This window comes from Hydrogenophaga sp. A37, assembly GCF_002001205.1.
Taxonomy (GTDB): domain Bacteria; phylum Pseudomonadota; class Gammaproteobacteria; order Burkholderiales; family Burkholderiaceae_C; genus Hydrogenophaga.
In genome coordinates this window covers 1-18,893 of record NZ_MUNZ01000116.1, presented here as the reverse complement: position 1 = coordinate 18,893, position 18,893 = coordinate 1, and the positions used below count along the sequence as shown (strand labels likewise).

Here is an 18,893-nt window from a genome sequence, read left to right as displayed (position 1 = left end):
CATCGGGCCAAAAAGAAACCGGGCGCAAGAATCTTGGGCCCGGTGATTGATTCTAGGCGCCGTCCACCGTTATGGACAGCGTTCGGGCCGCTGAAGGGTTTATGACGCTCATACGGTCAGGCATATAGACCCGGCGTGGCGCCCCGGCTTCCTACAATCGAAGCATGTTGTTTGAAGAATCCGTTGCCCCGTCCCCGCTGCTTGCGGGCCTGAACACCGAACAGGGCGCCGCCGTCACCCTCCCCGCCGAACACGCGCTCATCCTGGCCGGGGCCGGCTCGGGCAAGACCCGTGTGCTCACCACCCGCATCGCCTGGCTGCTGCAGACCGGGCAGGTGTCTCCCGGCGGCGTGCTGGCGGTGACCTTCACCAACAAGGCCGCCAAGGAAATGATGACGCGGCTCTCCAGCATGCTGCCCGTCAACGTGCGCGGCATGTGGATCGGCACCTTTCACGGCCTGTGCAACCGCTTCCTGCGCGCGCACCACAAGCTGGCCAACCTGCCGCAGACCTTCCAGATCCTCGACACACAAGACCAGCTCTCGGCGGTCAAGCGCCTGTGCAAGCAGTTCAACGTGGACGACGAACGTTACCCACCGAAGCAAATTCAGTACTTCATCAGCGGCTGCAAGGAAGACGGGCAGCGACCGGGTGATGTGGTCGCGCGCGATGAAGAGACGCGCAAGAAGGTGGAGCTGTATGCGCTGTACGAAGAACAGTGCCAGCGCGAAGGCGTGGTCGATTTCGGTGAACTCATGCTGCGCAGCTACGAGGTGCTCCGCGACAACGACCCGGTGCGCGAGCACTACCAGCGCCGTTTCCGCCACATCCTGATCGACGAGTTCCAGGACACCAACCGCCTGCAATACGCGTGGATCAAGATGTTCAGCACGCCGCCGCTCGAAGGGCTCACGCCTTCGGCCAATGCGGTGTTCGCCGTGGGCGACGACGATCAGAGCATCTACGCCTTCCGGGGCGCGCGTGTGGGCAACATGGCCGACTTTGTGCGCGAGTTCCGGGTGATGCACCAGATCAAGTTGGAGCAGAACTACCGCAGCGTGAGCAACATCCTCGATTCGGCCAACCAGCTGATCAGCCACAACAGCAACCGCCTGGGCAAGAACCTGCGCACCGACGCGGGCGCGGGCGAACCGGTGCGCGTGTTCGAGGCCACCAGCGACTTTGCCGAGGCGCAGTGGATGGTCGACGAGATGAAGCAGCTCGCGCGCGAAGACGTGCCCAAGAGCGAGATGGCCGTGCTCTACCGCAGCAACGCGCAGAGCCGTGTGGTGGAAACCGCGCTGTTCAACGCCGGCATGCCCTACCGCGTGTACGGCGGCCTGCGCTTCTTCGAGCGCGCCGAAATCAAACACGCGCTGGCCTACCTGCGCCTGCTGGAGAACGCCAACGACGACACCAGTTTTCTGCGCGTAGTGAATTTCCCACCACGCGGCATCGGTGCGCGCAGCATCGAGCAGCTGCAGGACGTGGCGCGCACCTCGGGCTGTTCGCTGCACGACGCGGTGAGCGCCGTCACCGGCCGGGCAGGCGTGGCCATCGGTGGTTTCGTGGCCGAGCTCGACGTGCTGCGCGAGCGCTCGGTGGGCATGACGCTGTCTGAGATCATTGAGCTGGTGCTGGACCACAGCGGATTGATCGAGCATTACCGCGCCGAGCGCGAAGGGCAGGACCGGGTGGAGAACCTGGAAGAGCTGGTGAGCGCCGCGAAGAGCTTCGTCGGCATCGAAGGCTTTGGCCGCGACGCGGTGGCGCGCACGGCGGACGGGGTGGCGCTGACGCAGAGCCCGGCCGGCCAGGGGCTGGACCCGACGCTCCCGGTGCTGGAAGAGCCGCTCGCCCCCGACGCCGACACCGGCGAAACCATGAGCCCGCTCGCCGCCTTCCTCACGCACGCAGCGCTCGAGTCCGGCGACAACCAGGCGCAGGCCGGGCAGGACGCGGTGCAGCTCATGACGGTGCACGCCGCCAAGGGCCTGGAGTTCGACTGCGTGTTCATCACCGGCATGGAAGAGGGCCTGTTCCCGCACGAGAACTCGATGAGCGACCGCGACGGACTGGAAGAAGAACGGCGCCTGATGTACGTGGCGATCACGCGCGCGCGCAAACGCCTCTACCTGAGCCATTCGCAGACGCGCATGCTGCACGGCCAGACTCGCTACAACATGAAGAGCCGCTTCTTCGAGGAACTGCCCGAGGCCTGTCTGAAGTGGCTCACGCCGCAACAACCGGCCTGGAACCCCAGCGCGGCCGGGGCGGGCGGTGGCGGTGGCTGGCAGGGCAATCGAGGTGGCTATGGCACGCGGGGCGCGGCGCCCGCCGTGTTGCAGCCCGCCTGGTCACCGGGCTGGGCTTCGGGCAGCGACCCCAAGGGCCTGGGTGGCAAAAGCAACCCTGAGCCCGACCGTGGCACCGACATCAAGGCTGGCATGAAGGTGTTTCACAACAAGTTCGGCGAGGGCAAGGTGCTCGCGCTCGAAGGGGCCGGCGCCGATGCGCGCGCGCAGGTCAGCTTCTCGCGCCACGGCGTGAAGTGGCTGGCGCTGAGTGTGGCCAAGCTCACACCGGTGGACGAATGAAAAAAGCCACCGGTGCCGAAGCACCGGTGGCTGTCAAAACCTGCGCAGACCCTGATTGCTTTGTGAGCTACCCGCGCAAGACCCGGAGAAAACGATCAGAAGTCGTGGCGCAGGCCCAGGGCGAACAGGCGGGTGTCGGCCGTCTTCACGCCCGAGCCGTCTTTCACGTTGTGCGAACGCAGGCCGCCATACAGTTTGGTGCGCTTGGACAGGGCGTAGGTTGCGCCGACGCCGAAGCCCGACGATTTGCCAGCGGTGGAGCCACCGATTTCGGTTTTGCTGGTGGCGTAGCCGACAGACAGGTTGACATTGCCCATGGGCACGTTGACGCCCACGGTCAGTTCGTTGTCGTCGCCTTTGGCGTCATCGCCCTTGCGCGTGTTGTAGCCAGCGGAAAGGCTCAACATGCCCAGGTCGTACGAACCGGCCAACAGCATGTAGTCGTTGTCCTTGCCCTTTTCCTGCTGCAGGCCCAAGGCCACGTTCAGCGGGCCGTTCTTGTAGCCGACCTTGGCGCCGACCATGTTGGCGTTGGTGGTGGCGTCTTCGTCGAGTGCGTATTCGATGCCGCCGTACACACCGCCCATCGAGGGCAGGGCGTAGGTGATCTTGTTGTTGAAGCGGCTGCTGTAGTCGCCACCCGAGCCCCAGACGCCGTTGGAGGCGGGCGTGAAGGCCGAGTCGAACACGTTGCTGCTGAAGGCCAGGCCACGCACGTCGTCATAGATCGTGGAGCTGCGGCCCAGCTTCACTTCACCGAAGCCACCCGAGAGGCCGACGGTGGACTCGCCCTTCCACATCGGGTCTTGCGAGGAGCCGTCGTCGGCGTTCAGGCGGTGTTCCAGCTTGAAGTTGGCCTTCAGACCGCCACCGAGGTCTTCGGTGCCGCGAAAGCCCAGGCGCGAGGTCGTCAGACCGCCGTCGCCGCCGTTGAACAGCTTGGTCTGGCTGCCCTTGTCGAGTTCCTTGAGGCTGCCCACCGACAGGTCCACGCGGCCGTAGACGGTGACGGAGGATTGGGCCATGGTGGCGCCCGAGGCGGCCAGCACGGCCAGAGCGATGAGGGATTTTTTCATGGGATGTTTTCCAGAAGTTGGGTGAATGTGGCAGCGGTGAAAACTCACCGGTCTGCACACCCGTTGCCTTGGGCAAGCAGGTGGGTGTATTTCACCGATCGACCGCAAAAGCTCTGTGACACTCTCACTTCATTGCTATGAATGTTGCATTGCAGCAACAAAGCATTTCAAGGCTTTCCGGCGTTGACCCAGCGTGTCCAGCCCGCACCGTCGTTGTCGTTCACCACCCACAGATCACCCTTGAACACCGCCATGCCCTCGGCCTTTTCCTGCAGGTAGTTGAAGTCCTTGCGCAGGTCCTTCACCAGGGTCTTTTGAAGCGTCGCACCCTCGGTGATGTCGGTGGCCTTCACGCTGTAGACGCGCTTGACCTCGGCGTTGATCGCCTGGCCTTCGCCGCCACCCTTGTCGCGTTCGAGCAGCAGCAGGCGACCGTCGTCGGTGAGCTGTATTTCCGACAAACCCATCCAGAACTGTTGGGGGTCTTTGCTGTGCTGGTCCAACGGGTAGAAGGCGGTGGTCCAGGTGTCGGTGGGCAGGTGCAGCTTGAGGATCGCGGCCTGGGGTCGTTTGACATCGAAACCCCGTTGAATGGCCATGTACAGCGTCTGTCCATCGGCGCTGGCGGTCACACCCTCGTAGCCCGTGCCGGTCTTGGGGCTGACGAAGCGCGCCTGCACGCTGGCGGGCAGCTTCACCCGCTGCTGCACCACGCCTGTGGCGTTCACCTTGATCAGCTCGTTGCCCTCGACCGTTGCGCCCTCCGAGGCGATCCAGAAGCCGTCGGCCACCCGGGCGATGCCCTCGGGGTCCACCTTCAGCGCCTGGCCGTCGGCGGTGGTTAGCATGGTGACCTGATCGATCACCATGCGGCCCTGAGGCACTTGCGACGGGTCGATCCGGTAGATGCGCGACTGGCCGAAGGCGTTGTCGGGCACGGCATACAGGTGCGTGCCGTCGGTGGTCAGGCCCGACAGGGCGCCCCACGGCATGCTGTGGTCCTTCGCCACCAACTGGGGCTCGCGCGCGGCCGGCGCACCCTGCGCGTGAAAGCGGTACAGGTTGAGCGAGCCTTCACCCTCGTTGGCCGTGATCAGCAGCTGCTGGCCGTCGCGCCGCTTCGTGACCGTGGTCAGGCCTTCGGGCGACATGCCGGTGGGCAGCAGCTGCACGAAACGCGGTTGCTTCGGGTCATCGACGCGGTGCACCTCGACAAAAGAGCCGCGCTCGGAACCCGCAAACAGATACGGCTTGCCACCGAACGTGCCCGCCGCCACGCCTTCGATTTCCACGCCTTTGGACGCCGAGCGCCCATCGGGGTAGTGGCCATACAGCAGCGCGTTGAGCTCGGTGCGCTCGCCGGCTTCGTAGACCACCTCGCCGCGGATGTTCATGAGCGTGAAACCCCGCGCACCGGGCAATACGCCTTCTTTGTCCTTCTTGCCATCGCCTTCGTTGGCGGTGGCGAAAACGCCCGGTGCCACCCAGGCCACGGCGTCGGCCTCGCGTCGGCCGGTGAAGCTGTCCTTGAGCAGCACTTCCTTGTCTTTCTGCAAATCGGCGTTGCCATTGCGGACCACGCTGCCCGTGGAGAACACGCGCTCCAGCCGCGCGCGCGCCGGCTGGCTCAGGTCGAGGATCGCGACAGCGTTGTTTTCCTGCAGCGACACCACGGCCTTCTGGGTGCGGGCGTCGATGGACACGAACTCCGGTTGCGGGTCGTTGGGGTAGACCACCCCGGCCGTGGCCTGCAGGGCCTTCACCAGTTCGATGGACTGCACGCCGGTGCTGGCGCCGCCGTAGAGGTCTTGCAGGCCGACCACGTCGATGCGGCCGGGGCGTTGTCCGCCCAGCGTGGCGTCGCCTTTGGCGTCGGTCTCTTCGTCTTCGATCGCCACCACGGCGCGCAGCGTGCGGCCCTGGCCCACCAGGGCCAGCGAGTCAGGCCCCACGCCCACGGTGATGTCCTTGACGTGTTGCACCGCACGCGGGTTGCGGATGTCGTAGACGCGCAGAAATCCTTGGCGCGCATTGCTCTCGTCGTCGCCCATGCGCACCGCCGCCACGGCGTAGCGGCCGTCCGAACTGATGGCGACCGACGTGGGCTCGCCCACGCCCATGCGCATCACGTCCACGCGCGGCAGCAGCACAGGTTGTTCAGGGCGCGTGATGTCGATCAGCCCCAGCACCCCGGCATCGGCGCTGGTGTAGACCAGCGTCATGCCATCGGGTGTGGCGGCCACGATCTCGGCCACGCCGTCCACCGCCAGGTGGTGGACCATGGCAAACGAGCCAACCGGTGCGACCGGCTGAGCCGAGCGAGCCAGCGAGGAGAAAGCAAGGGAGGCCGCGAGGGCCGCGGTCAATGTGCAGAGGCGGAGTGTGTGCATGAGAAGGGTGGGAAGCCGGGAACAAACCGAGCAGCCTACGGTTCCCATGTGTCACCACCATGAAGTCGCCCGCTGAAACACACGGTCACTGTGTGCTGGGCGAAAAAAACCCCTGCCAGCGGGCGCGGGGCAGGGGTTGTGGGGCACGCGCCATGGGGCGCGGCTGAGGCGTTGGGTCAGTCGGCCTTCGCGACCGCCGCCTTGGGGGCCTCGGCGCTGGTCTGGGGTTTGTGAAGGGTCTCCTGCATGGACAGGTCCAGCAACACGGCCTTGCTGGTGTAGTAGCGGTCAAGCCGCCATTCGGCCATGACCTCCATGGCCAGGTTGAAGTCGTCGTAGTCCAGGCTGTACAGGTCCGACAGCAGGAACGGCACCTCGGATTCGAGTGCAAGCACCAGGCGCGACACGATGTCGGCGGCCGGTTTTCCGGATTTGTTTTCGATCAGTTTTCGGGCTTTTTTCAAGGCTCTCATGACTTGGGTTCTCACAGGGGTTTTTCAAATGGACGGGCAGGCGAAAGACCTCGTTGGGCCATTGAAAGAAGCATACCGGCGAGGGTCTCGGGTTTGATGACGGAAATGTGACGCTTGTGTGATCGGGCGGTGAAAGGGGCGCGAAGGCACCGTGTCAGCCGTGGCCACGGCGCAGCCAGGCGCACACCTGCCCCGTCACCCAGCGTGGGTCGTCCAGCGGCAGGTCGTGGCCCGCGGCCGGGTGTGTCCGCAACGGGCAGTGCCAGGCGCTGGCGATGGCCTGCGAGCAGCGGCTGTCCACCAGCTGGTCGTGCTCGCTGGACAGCAGCAGCATGGGTACGCCAGGGGCTTGCCGGGGTGCGCGGTAGCGGGCGGCGGCGAGCAGCTGGCGCATGGCGTTGCCGGCGCTCACCGGGCGCAGGCGGCGCACGGCCGACCAGTCGGGAATCACCTCGCGCAGTTCTCCCGGCTGGTTGCTGGTGAGCCGCAGCACCGTCTGTTCGATGGCTTCGGGCGAGCCCCCGCGCAGGGTCAGGCCCAGCAAGGCCGGGTAGTTGGCGGGCCGGAGCCGCTGGGGCAGGGGGCTGAACGGCCGCATGCTGGTGTTGATCAGCACGCAGCCTTTGAGCTCCTCGGGCGCCACGCGCGCCCACTCGGCCGCCACCATGGCGCCGAGAGACATGGCGAGCAGGTACACCGGGGTCTCGATGTCGCGGCGGGCGCACTCCATGCGGCAGGCGGTCACCATGTCCGCCACCGAGAGTGGGCTCGTCTGTCGGTGGTGTTCGCCATTGCCCGGCAGGTCCAGCGTGTGGATGCGCGCGCGGGGCAGGGCTTGTTTGAAGTCGGCGGTGAAGCGGCCCCAGTGCGCGGCTTCGCGCGTCAGGCCACGGAGAAAGATCCAGGTGTTCATGCTGCGGTCCTTCCTTGTCTTCAATACCAGTCGGCCAGTGCATCGGCTTGGCGCTGTGCGCGCTGTTCTGCGGCCGGTGTCCAGAGCGCGTGGCTGCTCGCGGCCCTTGACAGAAAATCCAGCAGCGCCTGGTGGCGGCGCAGCACGCGCTGCTGGCGGTGGTTGATCAGCGGGTTGAAGATGCCCTTGCGAGAAAACAGCTGGCGTGGGTTCTTCTTGATCCACAACCAGGAACCCATCTCCAGCGTCAGTGGCAAAAACGTGGTCGTCGGATGATTCTCGCAGGCCTGCTGGTACAGGTGGTCCCACAGGTCGCCGTGCGTCAGATATTGCGCGCTCTGCGGTTCGATGATGTAGGGGTGCTGGCTGTGGGCCTGCACGAAGATGTCCTTCAGCGCGTGCAGCTCCGCCAGGTGCTGAATGGGTGCCCGGGTGTGGGCATACGGAAACCACAGGCGGTCACTGACGCCGAAGCCCGAGTGGCAGTCGAGCGCCAGGCTGAACGGGCGGCCCAGCAGCTCGGTGCGCACCACCTCGCACAAAGCCTCGGCCTCCACCTCCAGCGGGTCGCCCAGCCGCCCCCGGTACCAGGGCAAGCCCGCGCTCAGGCGCTGTCCGCCCATCAGGTGCGGCACCTTTTCGAGGGAATCCACCGGCGCGTTGCGCATCAGGTCCACGCCGCGCGGGTTGGCGCGGGTGGCGGCCCACATGCCGCCGGGGTTGACGATGGGCATGAACACCAGGCGCACGCTCTCCAGCTGGCGCTGCAGCGTGGTGTCCCAGCGCAGGCGGGTGACGATGTTCTGCAGAAAGGCGATCACCACCTCGGCCCCGATGCGCTCCAGCCCGTGCACGCCGCCGAAGTAACCCACGGCAGGCAGGCTGGGGTCGGGGTTGCCCAGCGTGATGGCGTGGATCGGGAAGCTCGGCCCGCCCGGCACCGAGACGCGCCGGACCTCACGGGTCTGCAGGTGGGTGCCGCCCTGCTCGATGAGCTGCTCCAGCGCCTGCAGCTCGGGCAATGGTCGGTGGTGGGGGGTCATGGGATCGTCGTCACGGTGTTGTCACAGGGGGGCACTACGGTGGTGAGACCCACCACCCATTTGCCCAAGGTATCGCATGTTGGTTCAGAGCCCGTTGCAGCGGCGCGCAAAGCGCCTGGAGATCCGCCACTGGGTGCACCTGGGCGTGATGGCCTGTGGTTGGGCCACCGGCCTGGTGGAGTTCCTCGCCTTGCAGCGCTCGCGCTTTCAACGCCAGCACCACAGTGCACTGGACGATGGGTGGCCATCGGTCGGTCGACGGGGCTGACCTGTCCTGCGCTGACCCGGCGTGCGAGCAGCATATCGGAGCGGTGCCCTGTTCCCGTGACAACCCTGTGACCGTCATGTGAAGCGCCCATCGGTGGCCTGTTGATGCGACAGTGCATTCAACTGCCACACCATTGCCACACAGCGTTTCTAGGATGAAGGCGCCTCGCCCCTTCCGGCGCACCGGCTTTCTTTTCCCATCCTTCTTGAGGTATCTCATGCGACTTCCCCTCCTTGGTTTGATGTTGCTCGGGTTCGTCAGTGGCGCTGCCATGGCCGCCCCACAGGGCGACAAGCACGGCCGGAACACCGACCGGCCTTCCCACGTGCAGCTCGGGCCGCGCCCTTTCTTTCTGGTGGACGACATGGCCGACAGCCCGCTCAAGAACCAGTTGAAACAGTGTGCTCAGCGCGGGCATTTCACCCCGCGTGACTGGTCCATCGGCCACCGTGGTGCAGCCCTGCAATTCCCCGAGCACACGGTGGAGTCCTACACCGCGGCGGCGCGCATGGGCGCGGGCATCGTCGAGTGCGACGTGACCTTCACCAAAGACAAGGAACTCGTCTGCCGCCACGCGCAGAACGACCTGCACACCACCACCAACATCCTGGTCACGCCGCTGGCGGCCAAGTGCACCAAACCCTTCGTGCCCGCCACGCTCGACGCCACCGGCAAGGTGATCACGCCCGCCACCGCCGAATGCCGCACCAGCGACATCACGCTGGCCGAGTTCAAGACCCTGCGCGGCAAGATGGACGCGTCCAACAACGCCGCGCGCACGCCCGCCGAGTACCTGGGCGGCACGGCCAACTTCCGCACCGATCTGTACTCGGGCCCGAGCAGCGGCACGCTGATGACCCACGCCGAGAGCATCGAGCTCTTCAAACGGTTGGGCGTGAAGATGACGCCCGAGCTGAAGAGCGCCAGCGTGACCATGCCCTTCGACGGCTTCACGCAGGACGCCTACGCGCAGAAGATGATCGACGAGTACAAGCGCGCCGGCGTGCCGCCGCGCAACGTGTTCGCGCAGTCGTTCAACATCAACGACGTGGTGTACTGGGTGCGCAACGAGGCCGCGTTCGGCAAGCAGGCGGTCTACCTGGACGACGCCAACACCGTGGCCGATCTGCCCAGCTACAACGAGCTGGCGGGCTACAAGTCGATGGGCATCAACATCTGGGCACCGCCGCTGTTTGCACTGATGGCCACCGACGCCGCGGGAAAAATCGTGCCCTCGCAGGCCGCCCGCGACGCCAAGGCGGCCGGGCTGGGCCTCATCACCTGGTCGCTGGAGCGCGCCGGCATCCTGGCCGACGGCAACAACGGCTTCTATTACCAGACGGTGGACTCGGCGCTCACCAGCGAGGGCGAGATGCTGCGCGTGCTCGACGTGCTGGCCAAAGACGTGGGTGTGATGGGCGTGTTCTCCGACTGGCCCGCCACCACGACTTTCTACGCCAACTGCGCGGGCCTTCGTTGATCTGAGATGGAGACGGCGGGGCGCTCGGGCGTCCCGCCTTGCAACAGGCCGGCCAGGATCTCCGGGATCTCATACAGCGCCCGGTTGTTGACCTGGCGCACGCTGGCGCGGTAGGCGTCGAGGTCGCCCAGCAGCTGGGCCACGCCCCGGTCGATGGAGCGGAAGCTGCGCAGCACCAGACCGACCCGGTTCTCTTCAATCCACTGCGCGTTATAGCGCTCCTGCGGCATGGTCCAGGCGTTGTTCACCACGATCACCGGTAGCTGCTGCTGCACCGCCTCGCTCACGCTGCCCGGCCCGGGCTTGCCGATCAGGAAGTCCGCCAGCTGCATGTAGCGCGGGATGTCCGTGCTGAACCCGACCACGAGGCGCGGCGCCACCTGGGGCAGCGCGCGCAAGGCGTCAGCGAGCTTTGTGTTGTGGCCGCAGACCAGGATCAGCTGCGTGTCGATCAGCCGCTCGGCGATGCCCAGCATGGCCTTGGAGCCGTGGCCGCCGAACAGCACCAGACCGGTCGGGCGCCCGGGGTCGAGCCCCAGCCGGCGCTGTTCGTCGGCCCGGTTCACGGTGCCCGGCCGGTAGAACTCGGGGCGCAGGACCATGCCCGAGGTGGCGTGCACGTGCTGCGCGTCGTGGCCCTGCGCCCGAGCCTGCTCGACCGCCCGGGGCGTACCGCAGACCAGGTGTTGCAAGGGATGGCGCTCGATCCAAAAATGGGGCGGGAAGTCGGCCAGATCGGTCAGCACGGTCACGTAGGGCACGCCGGGCAGGGCTGCGTCCAGGCTCTCGCAGAGCGCGCGGTTGAAGTTCGGGATCAGCGACACCACCAGGTCGGGCCGCGTGGTCTGCCAGTGCCGTCGCAGGCGCCGCAGCAGGGCAGGGTGCGCCACTCGGATCAGGCTTTGCAGCAGCTTGAGCTCCTGCGCCATGCCCAGGGTCCAGCCGCGCGCCAGGCGCTGGTTGTACCAGTCCTCCGGCGCCTTGCCGGTGATGCGCTGGAAGCGGCCGGTGGGGTCCAGCACCTCGAACAGGTTGACCAAACGAACGTCCCAGGGGCGGCCCTGTTCGCGCAGCACGGCTTGCAGCGCGAGCGCCGAAGAACGGTGCCCGCCGCCGGCGTTGAAATAGATCAGGTCAACGGTGGTCATGGTGTGTGGCTGTGGGAGGCGGTGTGCAGCAGGGCTTCGCCCATGCGGATGCGGTGGCCGCTCTGCAGCGAGGAATCGGGCGCCAGGCCCGGCGGCGCGAGCACGAGGATGGTCGATCCGTGCTCGAACCAGCCGAGTTCGTCGCCCTGCTGGTAGCGCGCCGAGCAGGGCAGCTGATGCGGGCCGCGGTAGCGCAGGTTGAGCGGCACGTCGAGCGCGCGCAGGCGCATGCTGGCCACCAGGATGGCGGCCACGGGCACCACCACCAGCAGGCCGCCGTCGGCCCGGCGCAGCCTCAACACCGCGCGCTCGTTGCGGCAAAACAGCCGCTCCACGCGCTGGAGCGCGATGGGGTTCACGTTCCAGGTGTCGCCGCTGATGTAGGTCACGTGCTCCAGCATGGCGTCGCAGGGCGCGTGAAAGCGGTGGTACATGCTGGAGGTGAGCCGCAGCGTCACGTAGCTTCCGCCCTGCAGCTGCCGCGCCAGATCGCGCCCGCGCGCATCGTCGCCCAGCAGGTCGAGCAGCCGGTAGGGGAAGCCCTTGGCCTGGAACAGCTGGGCGTCCGCGCCGTCCTGCAAGGGCTCGATGCGGCCGCAGGCGCCGACGATGCCGTCGCTCGGGCTGGTCAGCACGCCGGGCCGGCCGTCGAGCGGGCGCAGGCCGGGCTTGAGTTCGCGGGTGAAACAGTCGTGCAGGCTGTCGAAGTGCGTCTTTCGGGCCTCGCTCAGGTCGAGGTCGGAGAAGGTCTTCCAGACCGCCATCGACGCATCCCGAACCCAGCGGTGGCGGATGCGGCTCCACCAGCCCATGAAGCGCGTGAGCGCGATGCGCGGCACGCGGTTGGTCAGCAGGAAATTCAGGTCTTCGTTCAGCGCCAGGCGCTGAGCGGCGGCTCGCAGGTTCATACGGGTGTCATGGGGGTGAAATAGAAACGCGGGATTGCAGTCATCTGAAAGTCATCGCTCATGCCCGTCTTCGAATACGCCCTCCCGGTCGCCGCGCTCGCGCTGGGCCTGCCGGCGCTCAAGCGCCGCCTCGACCTCTCGCGCGCCAAGCACCGCTCGCTCGCCGGCCATTCGCGTTTGGCCAAGCGGCTGGCGCGGCTGCTGCCGGGTTACGCCTACGACGAGGAAAAGTTCTTCAACTGCGACGGCGTGTCCGATGAGGTGGCCTGGCAGCGGCGCGCGGCCTTCGAGACCCTGTGTGCCGGGTTCGCGCAGCGCTACGCCAAGACCCTGGCGCTTACCGCGCAGGCGCGCGAGGGACTGGCCGATCTGCAGTTCACCGGCCAATACCGCGTGCCCTTCCAGTTCAGCCCCATCGTGAGCGAGCGGCTGAAGGTGGGCGCCTTCGTGCAATCGGCCGAGGGCGTGAGCCTGACCGATCTGGACGGTAACCGCTTCATCGACCTCACCGGCTCCTACGGCGTCAACGTGTTCGGCGTGGACTTCTACAAGGCCACCATGGCCGAGGGCGCGGCGCTGGCTCAGGACTTCGGGCCAGTGCTCGGCGCGTACCACCCTTGCGTGGCCGACAACATCGCGCGGCTGCGCGCCCTCTCCGGGCTGGACGAGGTGTCCTTCCACATGTCGGGCACCGAGGCGGTGATGCAGGCCGTGCGCCTGGCGCGTTACCACACCCGTCGCCAACACCTGGTGCGTTTCTGCGGCGCGTACCACGGCTGGTGGGAAGACGTGCAGCCCGGCCCGGGCAACCCGCTGCCCCCGCGCGAGACCCACACCCTGGCCGACCTGAGCGAGCGCAGCCTGCAGGTCTTGCGCACGCGCAAAGACATCGCCTGCGTGCTGGTCAACCCGCTGCAGGCCCTGCACCCCAACCGCAACGCACCGGCCGACTCGGCGCTGGTCGACAGCAGCCGCCAGGCGGGTTACGACAAGGCTGCCTACACCGCCTGGCTGCAGCGCCTGCGCGAGGTCTGCACCGAGCGCGGCATCGTGCTGATCTTCGACGAGGTGTTCCTCGGTTTCCGGCTCGCGCCGGGCGGTGCGCAGGAGTACTTCGGCGTGAAGGCCGACATGGTCACCTACGGCAAGACGCTGGCAGGCGGTTACCCGGTGGGTGTGGTCTGCGGGCGCCATGAGCTGATGCAGCGCTACCGCCCCGAGCGCCCGGCCGACCTGTGTTTCGCACGCGGCACCTTCAATGCCCACCCGTATGTGATGGGCGGCATGAACGCTTTCCTGCGCCGCCTGGACACGCCCGAGGTGCAGGCCATCTACGACGGGCAGGAGGCGCGCTGGGATGCGCGCGCGCTGCGCTTCAACGCCACCATGGCCGCCGAGGGCCTGCCCATGCGCGCGACGAACATGCACAGCATCTGGACCATCGGCTACACCGACCCCTCGCGCTACAACTGGTTGCTCCAGTACTACCTGCGCTGGCACGGTCTGGCACTGAGCTGGGTGGGCACTGGGCGCCTGATCTTCAGCCTGAACTTCAGCGACGCCGACTTTGAGCAGGTGCTGCAGCGCTTTGTGCTCGCCGGGTGCGACATGCAGTCGCAAGGCTGGTGGGGGCAGGGCGGCGGGCAGAGCAACAGGGCCATCCGGCGCGGCATCCTGCGCGAGGTGCTCGGCGCGCTGCTGGCGCGATGAGTTCAAGGCGGGCGGTCGCGAGTGGTGCCGGGTCAGCCGCGCTGGCCGTGGTAGGCCGGGTCGATCCACTCGCCGCGCAGCAACTGCAGCGGGGCCTTGTGGTACAGCGCGATGTCGTGGAAGGGGTCGGTCAATATCTTGGTCATCCACACCAGACCGGTCTGCACATCCTTGATGACAAACAGGTGCACCGTGCGGAACAGCAGCCCGCCCACCCCCAGCGCCAGCCAAGCCATGCCGACCTGGCGCAGGTAGCCTGTCCAGCTGTCGTTCGGCTCCACCAGGCCCAGCAGATCGGGTTGCACCAGCAAAGCCAGCGGGGCGGCCACCCACAGGGCCATCAGAACCACCTTGCGCTGCAGGTTGTAGCCGACCTTGATCTCTTCTTTGTGTTCGTGGCTGGCCTGGTTGACGTGGTCGTAGCCCTTGGGCTCAAAGAAAAAGTGGCCCGACTGGCGCGTCGTCATCGAGACCAGCCAGCCGATCAACGCGGCGATGGCCGGGTCGACGAACAGCCAGCCATAGGCCACTAGAAAGCTGAGCGCGCTGACGAAGTGCAGGGCCTGGTTGACGCGGCTGTGGTGGTAGTAGCGGTGATCGTCCCAACGCTGGATCTCGAGTTGCTTGAAGAATTCGCTCACAGGGCTCTCCGGTGGTTCAAAGGAACAGGTCTGACGACCCGGGCGAGCCAATGATGTGAACGGCCGATGAAAGGCCTGTGACACCACCTGAATGTCATAGTCATCGCATGCAAGCGACACGTGGTGCGCGCTTGTCATCAATCTGTTTTGTCACGTGGAGATCATGTGCACATGGAAACAGTCGTCTCCCAAAACATCCTGATGCAGGAATTCCCTGCGTCCCGGCCCTCGCTTCGCCTCGCCGTGGTCACCGAGACCTGGCCGCCCGAGGTCAACGGTGTGGCGCTGACGCTGTCGCGTCTGGTGCAGGGGCAGTGCGAGCGCAACCACCAAGTGCAACTGGTGCGGCCTCGCCAGACCGTGAGCGAGCGCGGGGCGGACAACGCCGGTTTCGAAGAGGTGCTGATGCGCGGCATGCCGATCCCCCGCTACCCGCAGCTCAAGCTCGGCCTGCCGGGTAAGAAGGCGCTGGTCGCGGCCTGGGCCTTGCAGCGGCCAGACCTCGTGCACATCGCGACCGAAGGCCCGCTGGGCTGGTCGGCGTTGCAGGCCGCGCGCCAGCTGCGCCTGCCCGTGACCTCCGACTTCCGCACCAACTTCCACAGCTACAGCCAGCATTACGGCCTGGGCTGGCTGAAGAAGCCCATCGTGGCTTACCTGCGCAAGTTCCACAACCTCACGCAGTGCACCATGGTGCCCACGCGCGCGCTGTGTGCCGAGCTGATCAGCAGCGGCTTTGAGAACACACGCGTGGTGGCGCGGGGCGTGGACACGCAGATGTTTCGCCCGGACCTGCGCAACGCGGCGTTGCGCGCCAGCTGGGGCGCCGACGAGGACAGTCTGGTGGCGCTGGTGGTGGGGCGCCTGGCGCCGGAGAAGAACCTCGACGTCGCGATCCAGGCCTTTGATGCCATGCGCGCGAAGCACCCCTCGGTGAAGCTGGTGTTTGTGGGCGATGGCCCCGCGCGCGAGGCGCTTCGGCAGCGGTGCCCGCAGGCCACGTTTGTGGGGCAGCGCCGCCAGGATGAGCTGGCCCTGTTCTACGCGTCGGCCGATCTGTGCCTGTTTCCGAGCCTGACCGAGACCTTTGGCAACGTGACACTGGAGGCGCTCTCCAGCGGCTTGCCGGTTCTCGCCTTCGACACCGCTGCGGCCTCGGAATGGCTGGTGCACCACCACTCGGGCTGGCTGGCGCCCGTGGGCGATGCGCAGGCCTATGTGGCCTGCGCCCGAGAGCTGGCCGCGCATCCCGAGCGCATCGCCATGGCCCGCGCCCCCGCGCGTGGGCGGGTGGTGCAGCTGGACTGGCAGCAGATCGCCGCCCAGGTGGAGGCGGTGTTCATGGAGGTGATGGCGCGGCACGCCGCGCACGTGCCCCGTGTGAGGCCGCTGCCCGCGTTCTGAATCGCCGGGCCTGGGTGCGCATCTTCAGCGGGCGTCGGACTTCGGGGTCAGCGGCACGGCCGCCGGGTGGAGCACGCCGGGCGCGCTGTCCAGGTAACCGCGGCCGTCTTTCAAGCCCTTCTTGCCCGCGATCTGCCAGGTGGTGCGCTGGTCGATGAGACCGGCCAGAAACTCCAGCTCTTCGTCGGTGTGGTTGATCGCGCCAGCGGGGGTGATAACACGGCCGTCTTTGTCGGGCTGCACCTCGCCCCAGTACGACTGGTGGTAGCTCGAAGCGGACACCACCTGCTCGCCCCGGGTTTCCAGATCCACCATGCCATAGCAGTTGCAGAAGTAGGTGCGCAGGTCGGGCAGGACCTCGGTGTACACACCGGTGCCGCGGATGCCAGCGGTGAGGGTGGGCGTGGAGATGACCCGGTTGGCGCCGCGACCGAACACGCTGACCACCGCACCGGTCAGCAGGCGCAGCAGGCTCACCGTGTTCAGGGTGCGCCCCCGGGACACCGTGAGTCGCGAGTTCTGCCGCACATGAAACGCCGAGTTGCCGATCACGAAGACCAGCCGCGAAGCGGGCCCGGTGATGATGTCGTCGCCGCTCTGCACGGTGTGGCCCGACGACATGCGCTGGCCGTTGAGCAGGACGTCGCCGACGAACTCGACCACGTTGCTGCGCTGCTGCGCCATGGCCACCGGCATGCCGCCCATGGCCACCCAGGCAGCGGCCGCCGACAGGGTTTCACGGCGCTGAAACCAGAGCACCTCGTTGTCCGAGCGACCTTGCAGGTGGTGGGTGGTCATGGGGATGCTCCTTCGTCCGTGGGTGGTAGGGTGCCGTCTGGGTCGTTGGCGCTGTAGAAACTGTCGCGGAAGGTGAAGTAGATGGAGGTGAAAAACATCGACGCCATGAACAACACCACGGGGTACAGGATGATGGTGAGCACCTCCGCGCCGCCCAGCAGCGCGCCCACGACGGAGATCACCAGGCCCAGCACCATGAACACGCCCATCCAGCCGAGCATGAACACCGCCAGCGCGCCCTTGTTGGCCCAGCAGGCCATGGCGCTGAAGAACAGGCTCTTGACCGGCGGTACGCCGTGCCAGTGCAGCAGGGCGGGGGCGTGCCAGAACAGCATTTGCAGGGGCACCATCACCGCCATGGTGATCCACAGCGCGGGGCTGGCGAGCGTGGCCTGCACCATGGCTTCGGCGGTCATCGTTGCGTCGGCCGGGACCGGCGCACTGTTGTCGACCAGGGTCGCCAGACCCAGCACCAACAGCAGGGCGAAGCCGTAGAGGCCGCCGAGCACCATCATGCCCCGGGTGTTCCCTGGGCCGGAGCGGAAGGCGGTGAGCAGGGTCGACGGCATGGGGAAGCGGCCCTCGGAGGCTTCCTTGCTGGCGGCCATCAGGCCCAGGTTGACCGCCGGGGTGAGCAGGGCCGAGAGCGCCGCGCCGACGACGGGCAACAGCGCCAGCAGCGAGATCACGACCATGAACAGGAAAAACAGCCCCGACATGGCCAGCGGCTGGCGCAGGAAGGTGCGCATGCCCAGCTGGACCCATTGCAGGCCGGTGGCGGCGGGAACGGAACGCAGTTTCATGGGGATCAGGCGGTCACGCCGCCGTCTTCCACCAGCGCCACCGACAGCGTGCGCGCCTGGCGCACGCGCTCGCGCAGCACGCGCTCGAAGTGCGTGGGGTCGTGGGGTTTCAGCATCGAGGCCTCGCGCGGCAGGTGCCAGTCCCACAGGCGCGAGAGCCAGAAGCGCAGCGCCCCGGCCCGCAGCATGGCGGGCAGCAGGCTGCGCTCGGCCGCGCTCAGCGGCCGCACCGCCTGGTATGCCTCCAACATGGCTTGCGCGCGGGCCTCATCGTGCAACCCGTCGAAGCCGTCACGGCCGTGGTAAATGCACCAGTCGTTGAGCGTCACCGCCAGATCGAACAGGAAGCTGTCGTTGCCGGCGAAATAGAAGTCGAAGAAGCCGCAGAGGGTCTCGCCCTCGAACATCACGTTGTCGCGGAACAGGTCGGCGTGCACCGGGCCACCGGGCAGGGCCTTGTAGGCGGGACTCGCGGCCACGTGGTTCTGGTAGGCCAGCTCGCTGAGGATCAGCGCGGCCTGGCTCTCGCTCAGGTGCGGCAGCACCACGGGCACGGTCTGGTTCCACCAGCCGATGCCGCGCAGGTTGGGTTGGGTCAGCTCGAAATCGCGGCCGGCCAGGTGCATGCGCGCGAGCATGTCGCCCACGGCCCGGCAATGCGCAACCCCGGGGGCCAGCTCGCTGTGGCCGCGCAGCTTGGCAACCACCGCGGCGGGTTTGCCCTGCACGGTGTGCACCAGCTCGCCCCGGGCGTTGGCCGCTGGCTCCGGCACCGGAATGCCTTTGCCCGCGAGGTGCTTCATCAGCCGCAGGTAATAGGGCAACTGCTCAAAATTCAGGCGCTCGAACACCGTGAGCACGTGCTCCGTTGCGATGCCATCCAGCTCGGTGGTGGTGAAATAGTTGGTGTTTTCAATGCCACCCTGGATACCGCGCAGCGCGGTGAGTTCACCCAGGTGGAGGGCGCGCATCAACGCGGCGGCTTCGTCCGTCGGGACTTCGGTGTAAACGGCCATGAGGGAGGAAAAATCAGAAGCTCAACACGCGCCAGCGGCTGCGGCCGCTGCTGCCACCCTGGCCTTCGGTGGGGGTGTCTGCCGCGGGCAGCGGCGCCACCTCGTAGGCTGGTGCGCCGTTTTTGGGCTGAACGGCGATGCTGCGCGTCTGGCCGCCGATCCGCACCTCGTCGATGCGCGAGAGCGCGTCTTCGTGGGTGATGCGTTCAATGGCCTTCTCTTGCC

The 18,893-nt window shown here is 66.9% G+C and carries 16 protein-coding genes and 1 pseudogene; 5 read left to right on the top strand and 12 right to left on the bottom strand.

Annotated elements, in window-relative coordinates:
- Positions 1-164: 164 nt before the first annotated feature.
- Entirely contained in the window at positions 165-2,597 is a 2,433-nt protein-coding gene (locus B0E41_RS14550) for a UvrD-helicase domain-containing protein (RefSeq protein WP_077331880.1), read from the top strand.
- A 95-nt stretch (positions 2,598-2,692) separates the two neighbouring features.
- Here B0E41_RS14550 and B0E41_RS14545 read toward each other — a convergent pair whose 3' ends face one another.
- The 5 genes from B0E41_RS14545 to B0E41_RS14525 all read right to left on the bottom strand — a co-directional run bounded on the left by B0E41_RS14545 (position 2,693) and on the right by B0E41_RS14525 (position 8,492).
- Positions 2,693-3,673, bottom strand: coding sequence for a porin (locus tag B0E41_RS14545; RefSeq protein WP_077331879.1), 981 nt, complete (start codon positions 3,671-3,673; stop codon positions 2,693-2,695).
- A 167-nt stretch (positions 3,674-3,840) separates the two neighbouring features.
- Positions 3,841-6,063 (bottom strand): esterase-like activity of phytase family protein, encoded by a 2,223-nt coding sequence (locus tag B0E41_RS14540; protein ID WP_171984769.1) that lies wholly within the window; start codon positions 6,061-6,063, stop codon positions 3,841-3,843.
- Positions 6,064-6,239: 176 nt separating this feature from the next.
- Positions 6,240-6,536 (bottom strand): hypothetical protein, encoded by a 297-nt coding sequence (locus B0E41_RS14535; RefSeq protein WP_077331877.1) that lies wholly within the window; start codon positions 6,534-6,536, stop codon positions 6,240-6,242.
- A 154-nt stretch (positions 6,537-6,690) separates the two neighbouring features.
- Positions 6,691-7,449 carry an alpha/beta hydrolase gene (locus tag B0E41_RS14530; RefSeq protein WP_077331876.1) on the bottom strand — a complete coding sequence of 253 codons (759 nt, stop codon included), beginning with the start codon at positions 7,447-7,449 and terminating at the stop codon, positions 6,691-6,693.
- Between the two features lie 20 nt (positions 7,450-7,469).
- Complete coding sequence (locus B0E41_RS14525; protein WP_077331875.1) at positions 7,470-8,492, bottom strand: M14 family zinc carboxypeptidase; 1,023 nt, start codon at positions 8,490-8,492, stop codon at positions 7,470-7,472.
- 76 nt (positions 8,493-8,568) lie between these two features.
- Here B0E41_RS14525 and B0E41_RS14520 point away from each other — a divergent pair, with 76 nt between their 5' ends.
- Together B0E41_RS14520 and B0E41_RS14515 are read left to right on the top strand one after the other, a co-directional pair.
- Entirely contained in the window at positions 8,569-8,760 is a 192-nt protein-coding gene (locus B0E41_RS14520; protein ID WP_077331874.1) for a hypothetical protein, read from the top strand.
- A gap of 217 nt (positions 8,761-8,977) precedes the next feature.
- Entirely contained in the window at positions 8,978-10,240 is a 1,263-nt protein-coding gene (locus tag B0E41_RS14515; protein ID WP_077331873.1) for a glycerophosphodiester phosphodiesterase family protein, read from the top strand.
- Here B0E41_RS14515 and B0E41_RS14510 read toward each other — a convergent pair.
- Together B0E41_RS14510 and asd are read right to left on the bottom strand one after the other, a co-directional pair.
- Entirely contained in the window at positions 10,213-11,388 is a 1,176-nt protein-coding gene (locus B0E41_RS14510) for a glycosyltransferase (RefSeq protein ID WP_077331872.1), read from the bottom strand. The two genes, B0E41_RS14515 and B0E41_RS14510, sit on opposite strands and share 28 nt — an antisense overlap.
- Positions 11,385-12,296, bottom strand: coding sequence for an archaetidylserine decarboxylase (asd, locus tag B0E41_RS14505; RefSeq protein WP_077331871.1), 912 nt, complete (start codon positions 12,294-12,296; stop codon positions 11,385-11,387). The genes B0E41_RS14510 and asd overlap by 4 nt, the downstream gene beginning before the upstream one ends.
- Positions 12,297-12,356: 60 nt before the next feature.
- Here asd and B0E41_RS14500 point away from each other — a divergent pair, with 60 nt between their 5' ends.
- Complete coding sequence (locus B0E41_RS14500) at positions 12,357-14,006, top strand: aminotransferase class III-fold pyridoxal phosphate-dependent enzyme (protein ID WP_077331870.1); 1,650 nt, start codon at positions 12,357-12,359, stop codon at positions 14,004-14,006.
- Positions 14,007-14,038: 32 nt separating this feature from the next.
- On the opposite strand, the gene B0E41_RS14495 is transcribed toward B0E41_RS14500, so the two are convergent.
- Positions 14,039-14,647, bottom strand: coding sequence for a hypothetical protein (locus B0E41_RS14495; RefSeq protein WP_077331869.1), 609 nt, complete (start codon positions 14,645-14,647; stop codon positions 14,039-14,041).
- Between the two features lie 171 nt (positions 14,648-14,818).
- Between B0E41_RS14495 and B0E41_RS14490 the strand changes: the two genes are divergently transcribed.
- On the top strand, positions 14,819-16,051 hold the full coding sequence (locus B0E41_RS14490) for a glycosyltransferase family 1 protein (RefSeq protein ID WP_077331868.1): 1,233 nt from the start codon (positions 14,819-14,821) through the stop codon (positions 16,049-16,051).
- Between the two features lie 24 nt (positions 16,052-16,075).
- Here B0E41_RS14490 and B0E41_RS14485 read toward each other — a convergent pair whose 3' ends face one another.
- The 4 genes and pseudogenes from B0E41_RS14485 to B0E41_RS27140 all read right to left on the bottom strand — a co-directional run.
- A complete protein-coding gene (locus B0E41_RS14485; protein ID WP_077331867.1) occupies positions 16,076-16,849 on the bottom strand; it encodes an iron dicitrate transport regulator FecR in 774 nt (257 codons plus the stop codon).
- Positions 16,846-17,652: a BPSS1780 family membrane protein gene (locus tag B0E41_RS14480; RefSeq protein ID WP_077331866.1), complete on the bottom strand. Its 807-nt coding sequence runs from the start codon at positions 17,650-17,652 to the stop codon at positions 16,846-16,848. The genes B0E41_RS14485 and B0E41_RS14480 overlap by 4 nt, the downstream gene beginning before the upstream one ends.
- 5 nt (positions 17,653-17,657) lie before the next feature.
- Positions 17,658-18,668 carry a homoserine kinase gene (locus B0E41_RS14475; protein WP_077331865.1) on the bottom strand — a complete coding sequence of 337 codons (1,011 nt, stop codon included), beginning with the start codon at positions 18,666-18,668 and terminating at the stop codon, positions 17,658-17,660.
- Positions 18,669-18,681: 13 nt separating this feature from the next.
- Positions 18,682-18,893 (bottom strand): annotated as a pseudogene (locus B0E41_RS27140) (hypothetical protein); the annotation flags it as partial.

What these genes read in the sequence shown, in the direction of transcription:
- B0E41_RS14550 (WP_077331880.1), top strand. Translation starts at nt 165, where the DNA reads ATGTTGTTTGAAGAATCCGTTGCCCCGTCCCCGCTGCTTGCGGGCCTG.
- B0E41_RS14545 (WP_077331879.1), bottom strand. Translation starts at nt 3,673, where the DNA reads ATGAAAAAATCCCTCATCGCTCTGGCCGTGCTGGCCGCCTCGGGCGCC.
- B0E41_RS14540 (WP_171984769.1), bottom strand. Translation starts at nt 6,063, where the DNA reads ATGCACACACTCCGCCTCTGCACATTGACCGCGGCCCTCGCGGCCTCC.
- B0E41_RS14535 (WP_077331877.1), bottom strand. Translation starts at nt 6,536, where the DNA reads ATGAGAGCCTTGAAAAAAGCCCGAAAACTGATCGAAAACAAATCCGGA.
- B0E41_RS14530 (WP_077331876.1), bottom strand. Translation starts at nt 7,449, where the DNA reads ATGAACACCTGGATCTTTCTCCGTGGCCTGACGCGCGAAGCCGCGCAC.
- B0E41_RS14525 (WP_077331875.1), bottom strand. Translation starts at nt 8,492, where the DNA reads ATGACCCCCCACCACCGACCATTGCCCGAGCTGCAGGCGCTGGAGCAG.
- B0E41_RS14520 (WP_077331874.1), top strand. Translation starts at nt 8,569, where the DNA reads ATGTTGGTTCAGAGCCCGTTGCAGCGGCGCGCAAAGCGCCTGGAGATC.
- B0E41_RS14515 (WP_077331873.1), top strand. Translation starts at nt 8,978, where the DNA reads ATGCGACTTCCCCTCCTTGGTTTGATGTTGCTCGGGTTCGTCAGTGGC.
- B0E41_RS14510 (WP_077331872.1), bottom strand. Translation starts at nt 11,388, where the DNA reads ATGACCACCGTTGACCTGATCTATTTCAACGCCGGCGGCGGGCACCGT.
- asd (WP_077331871.1), bottom strand. Translation starts at nt 12,296, where the DNA reads ATGAACCTGCGAGCCGCCGCTCAGCGCCTGGCGCTGAACGAAGACCTG.
- B0E41_RS14500 (WP_077331870.1), top strand. Translation starts at nt 12,357, where the DNA reads ATGCCCGTCTTCGAATACGCCCTCCCGGTCGCCGCGCTCGCGCTGGGC.
- B0E41_RS14490 (WP_077331868.1), top strand. Translation starts at nt 14,819, where the DNA reads ATGGAAACAGTCGTCTCCCAAAACATCCTGATGCAGGAATTCCCTGCG.
- B0E41_RS14485 (WP_077331867.1), bottom strand. Translation starts at nt 16,849, where the DNA reads ATGACCACCCACCACCTGCAAGGTCGCTCGGACAACGAGGTGCTCTGG.
- B0E41_RS14480 (WP_077331866.1), bottom strand. Translation starts at nt 17,652, where the DNA reads ATGAAACTGCGTTCCGTTCCCGCCGCCACCGGCCTGCAATGGGTCCAG.
- B0E41_RS14475 (WP_077331865.1), bottom strand. Translation starts at nt 18,668, where the DNA reads ATGGCCGTTTACACCGAAGTCCCGACGGACGAAGCCGCCGCGTTGATG.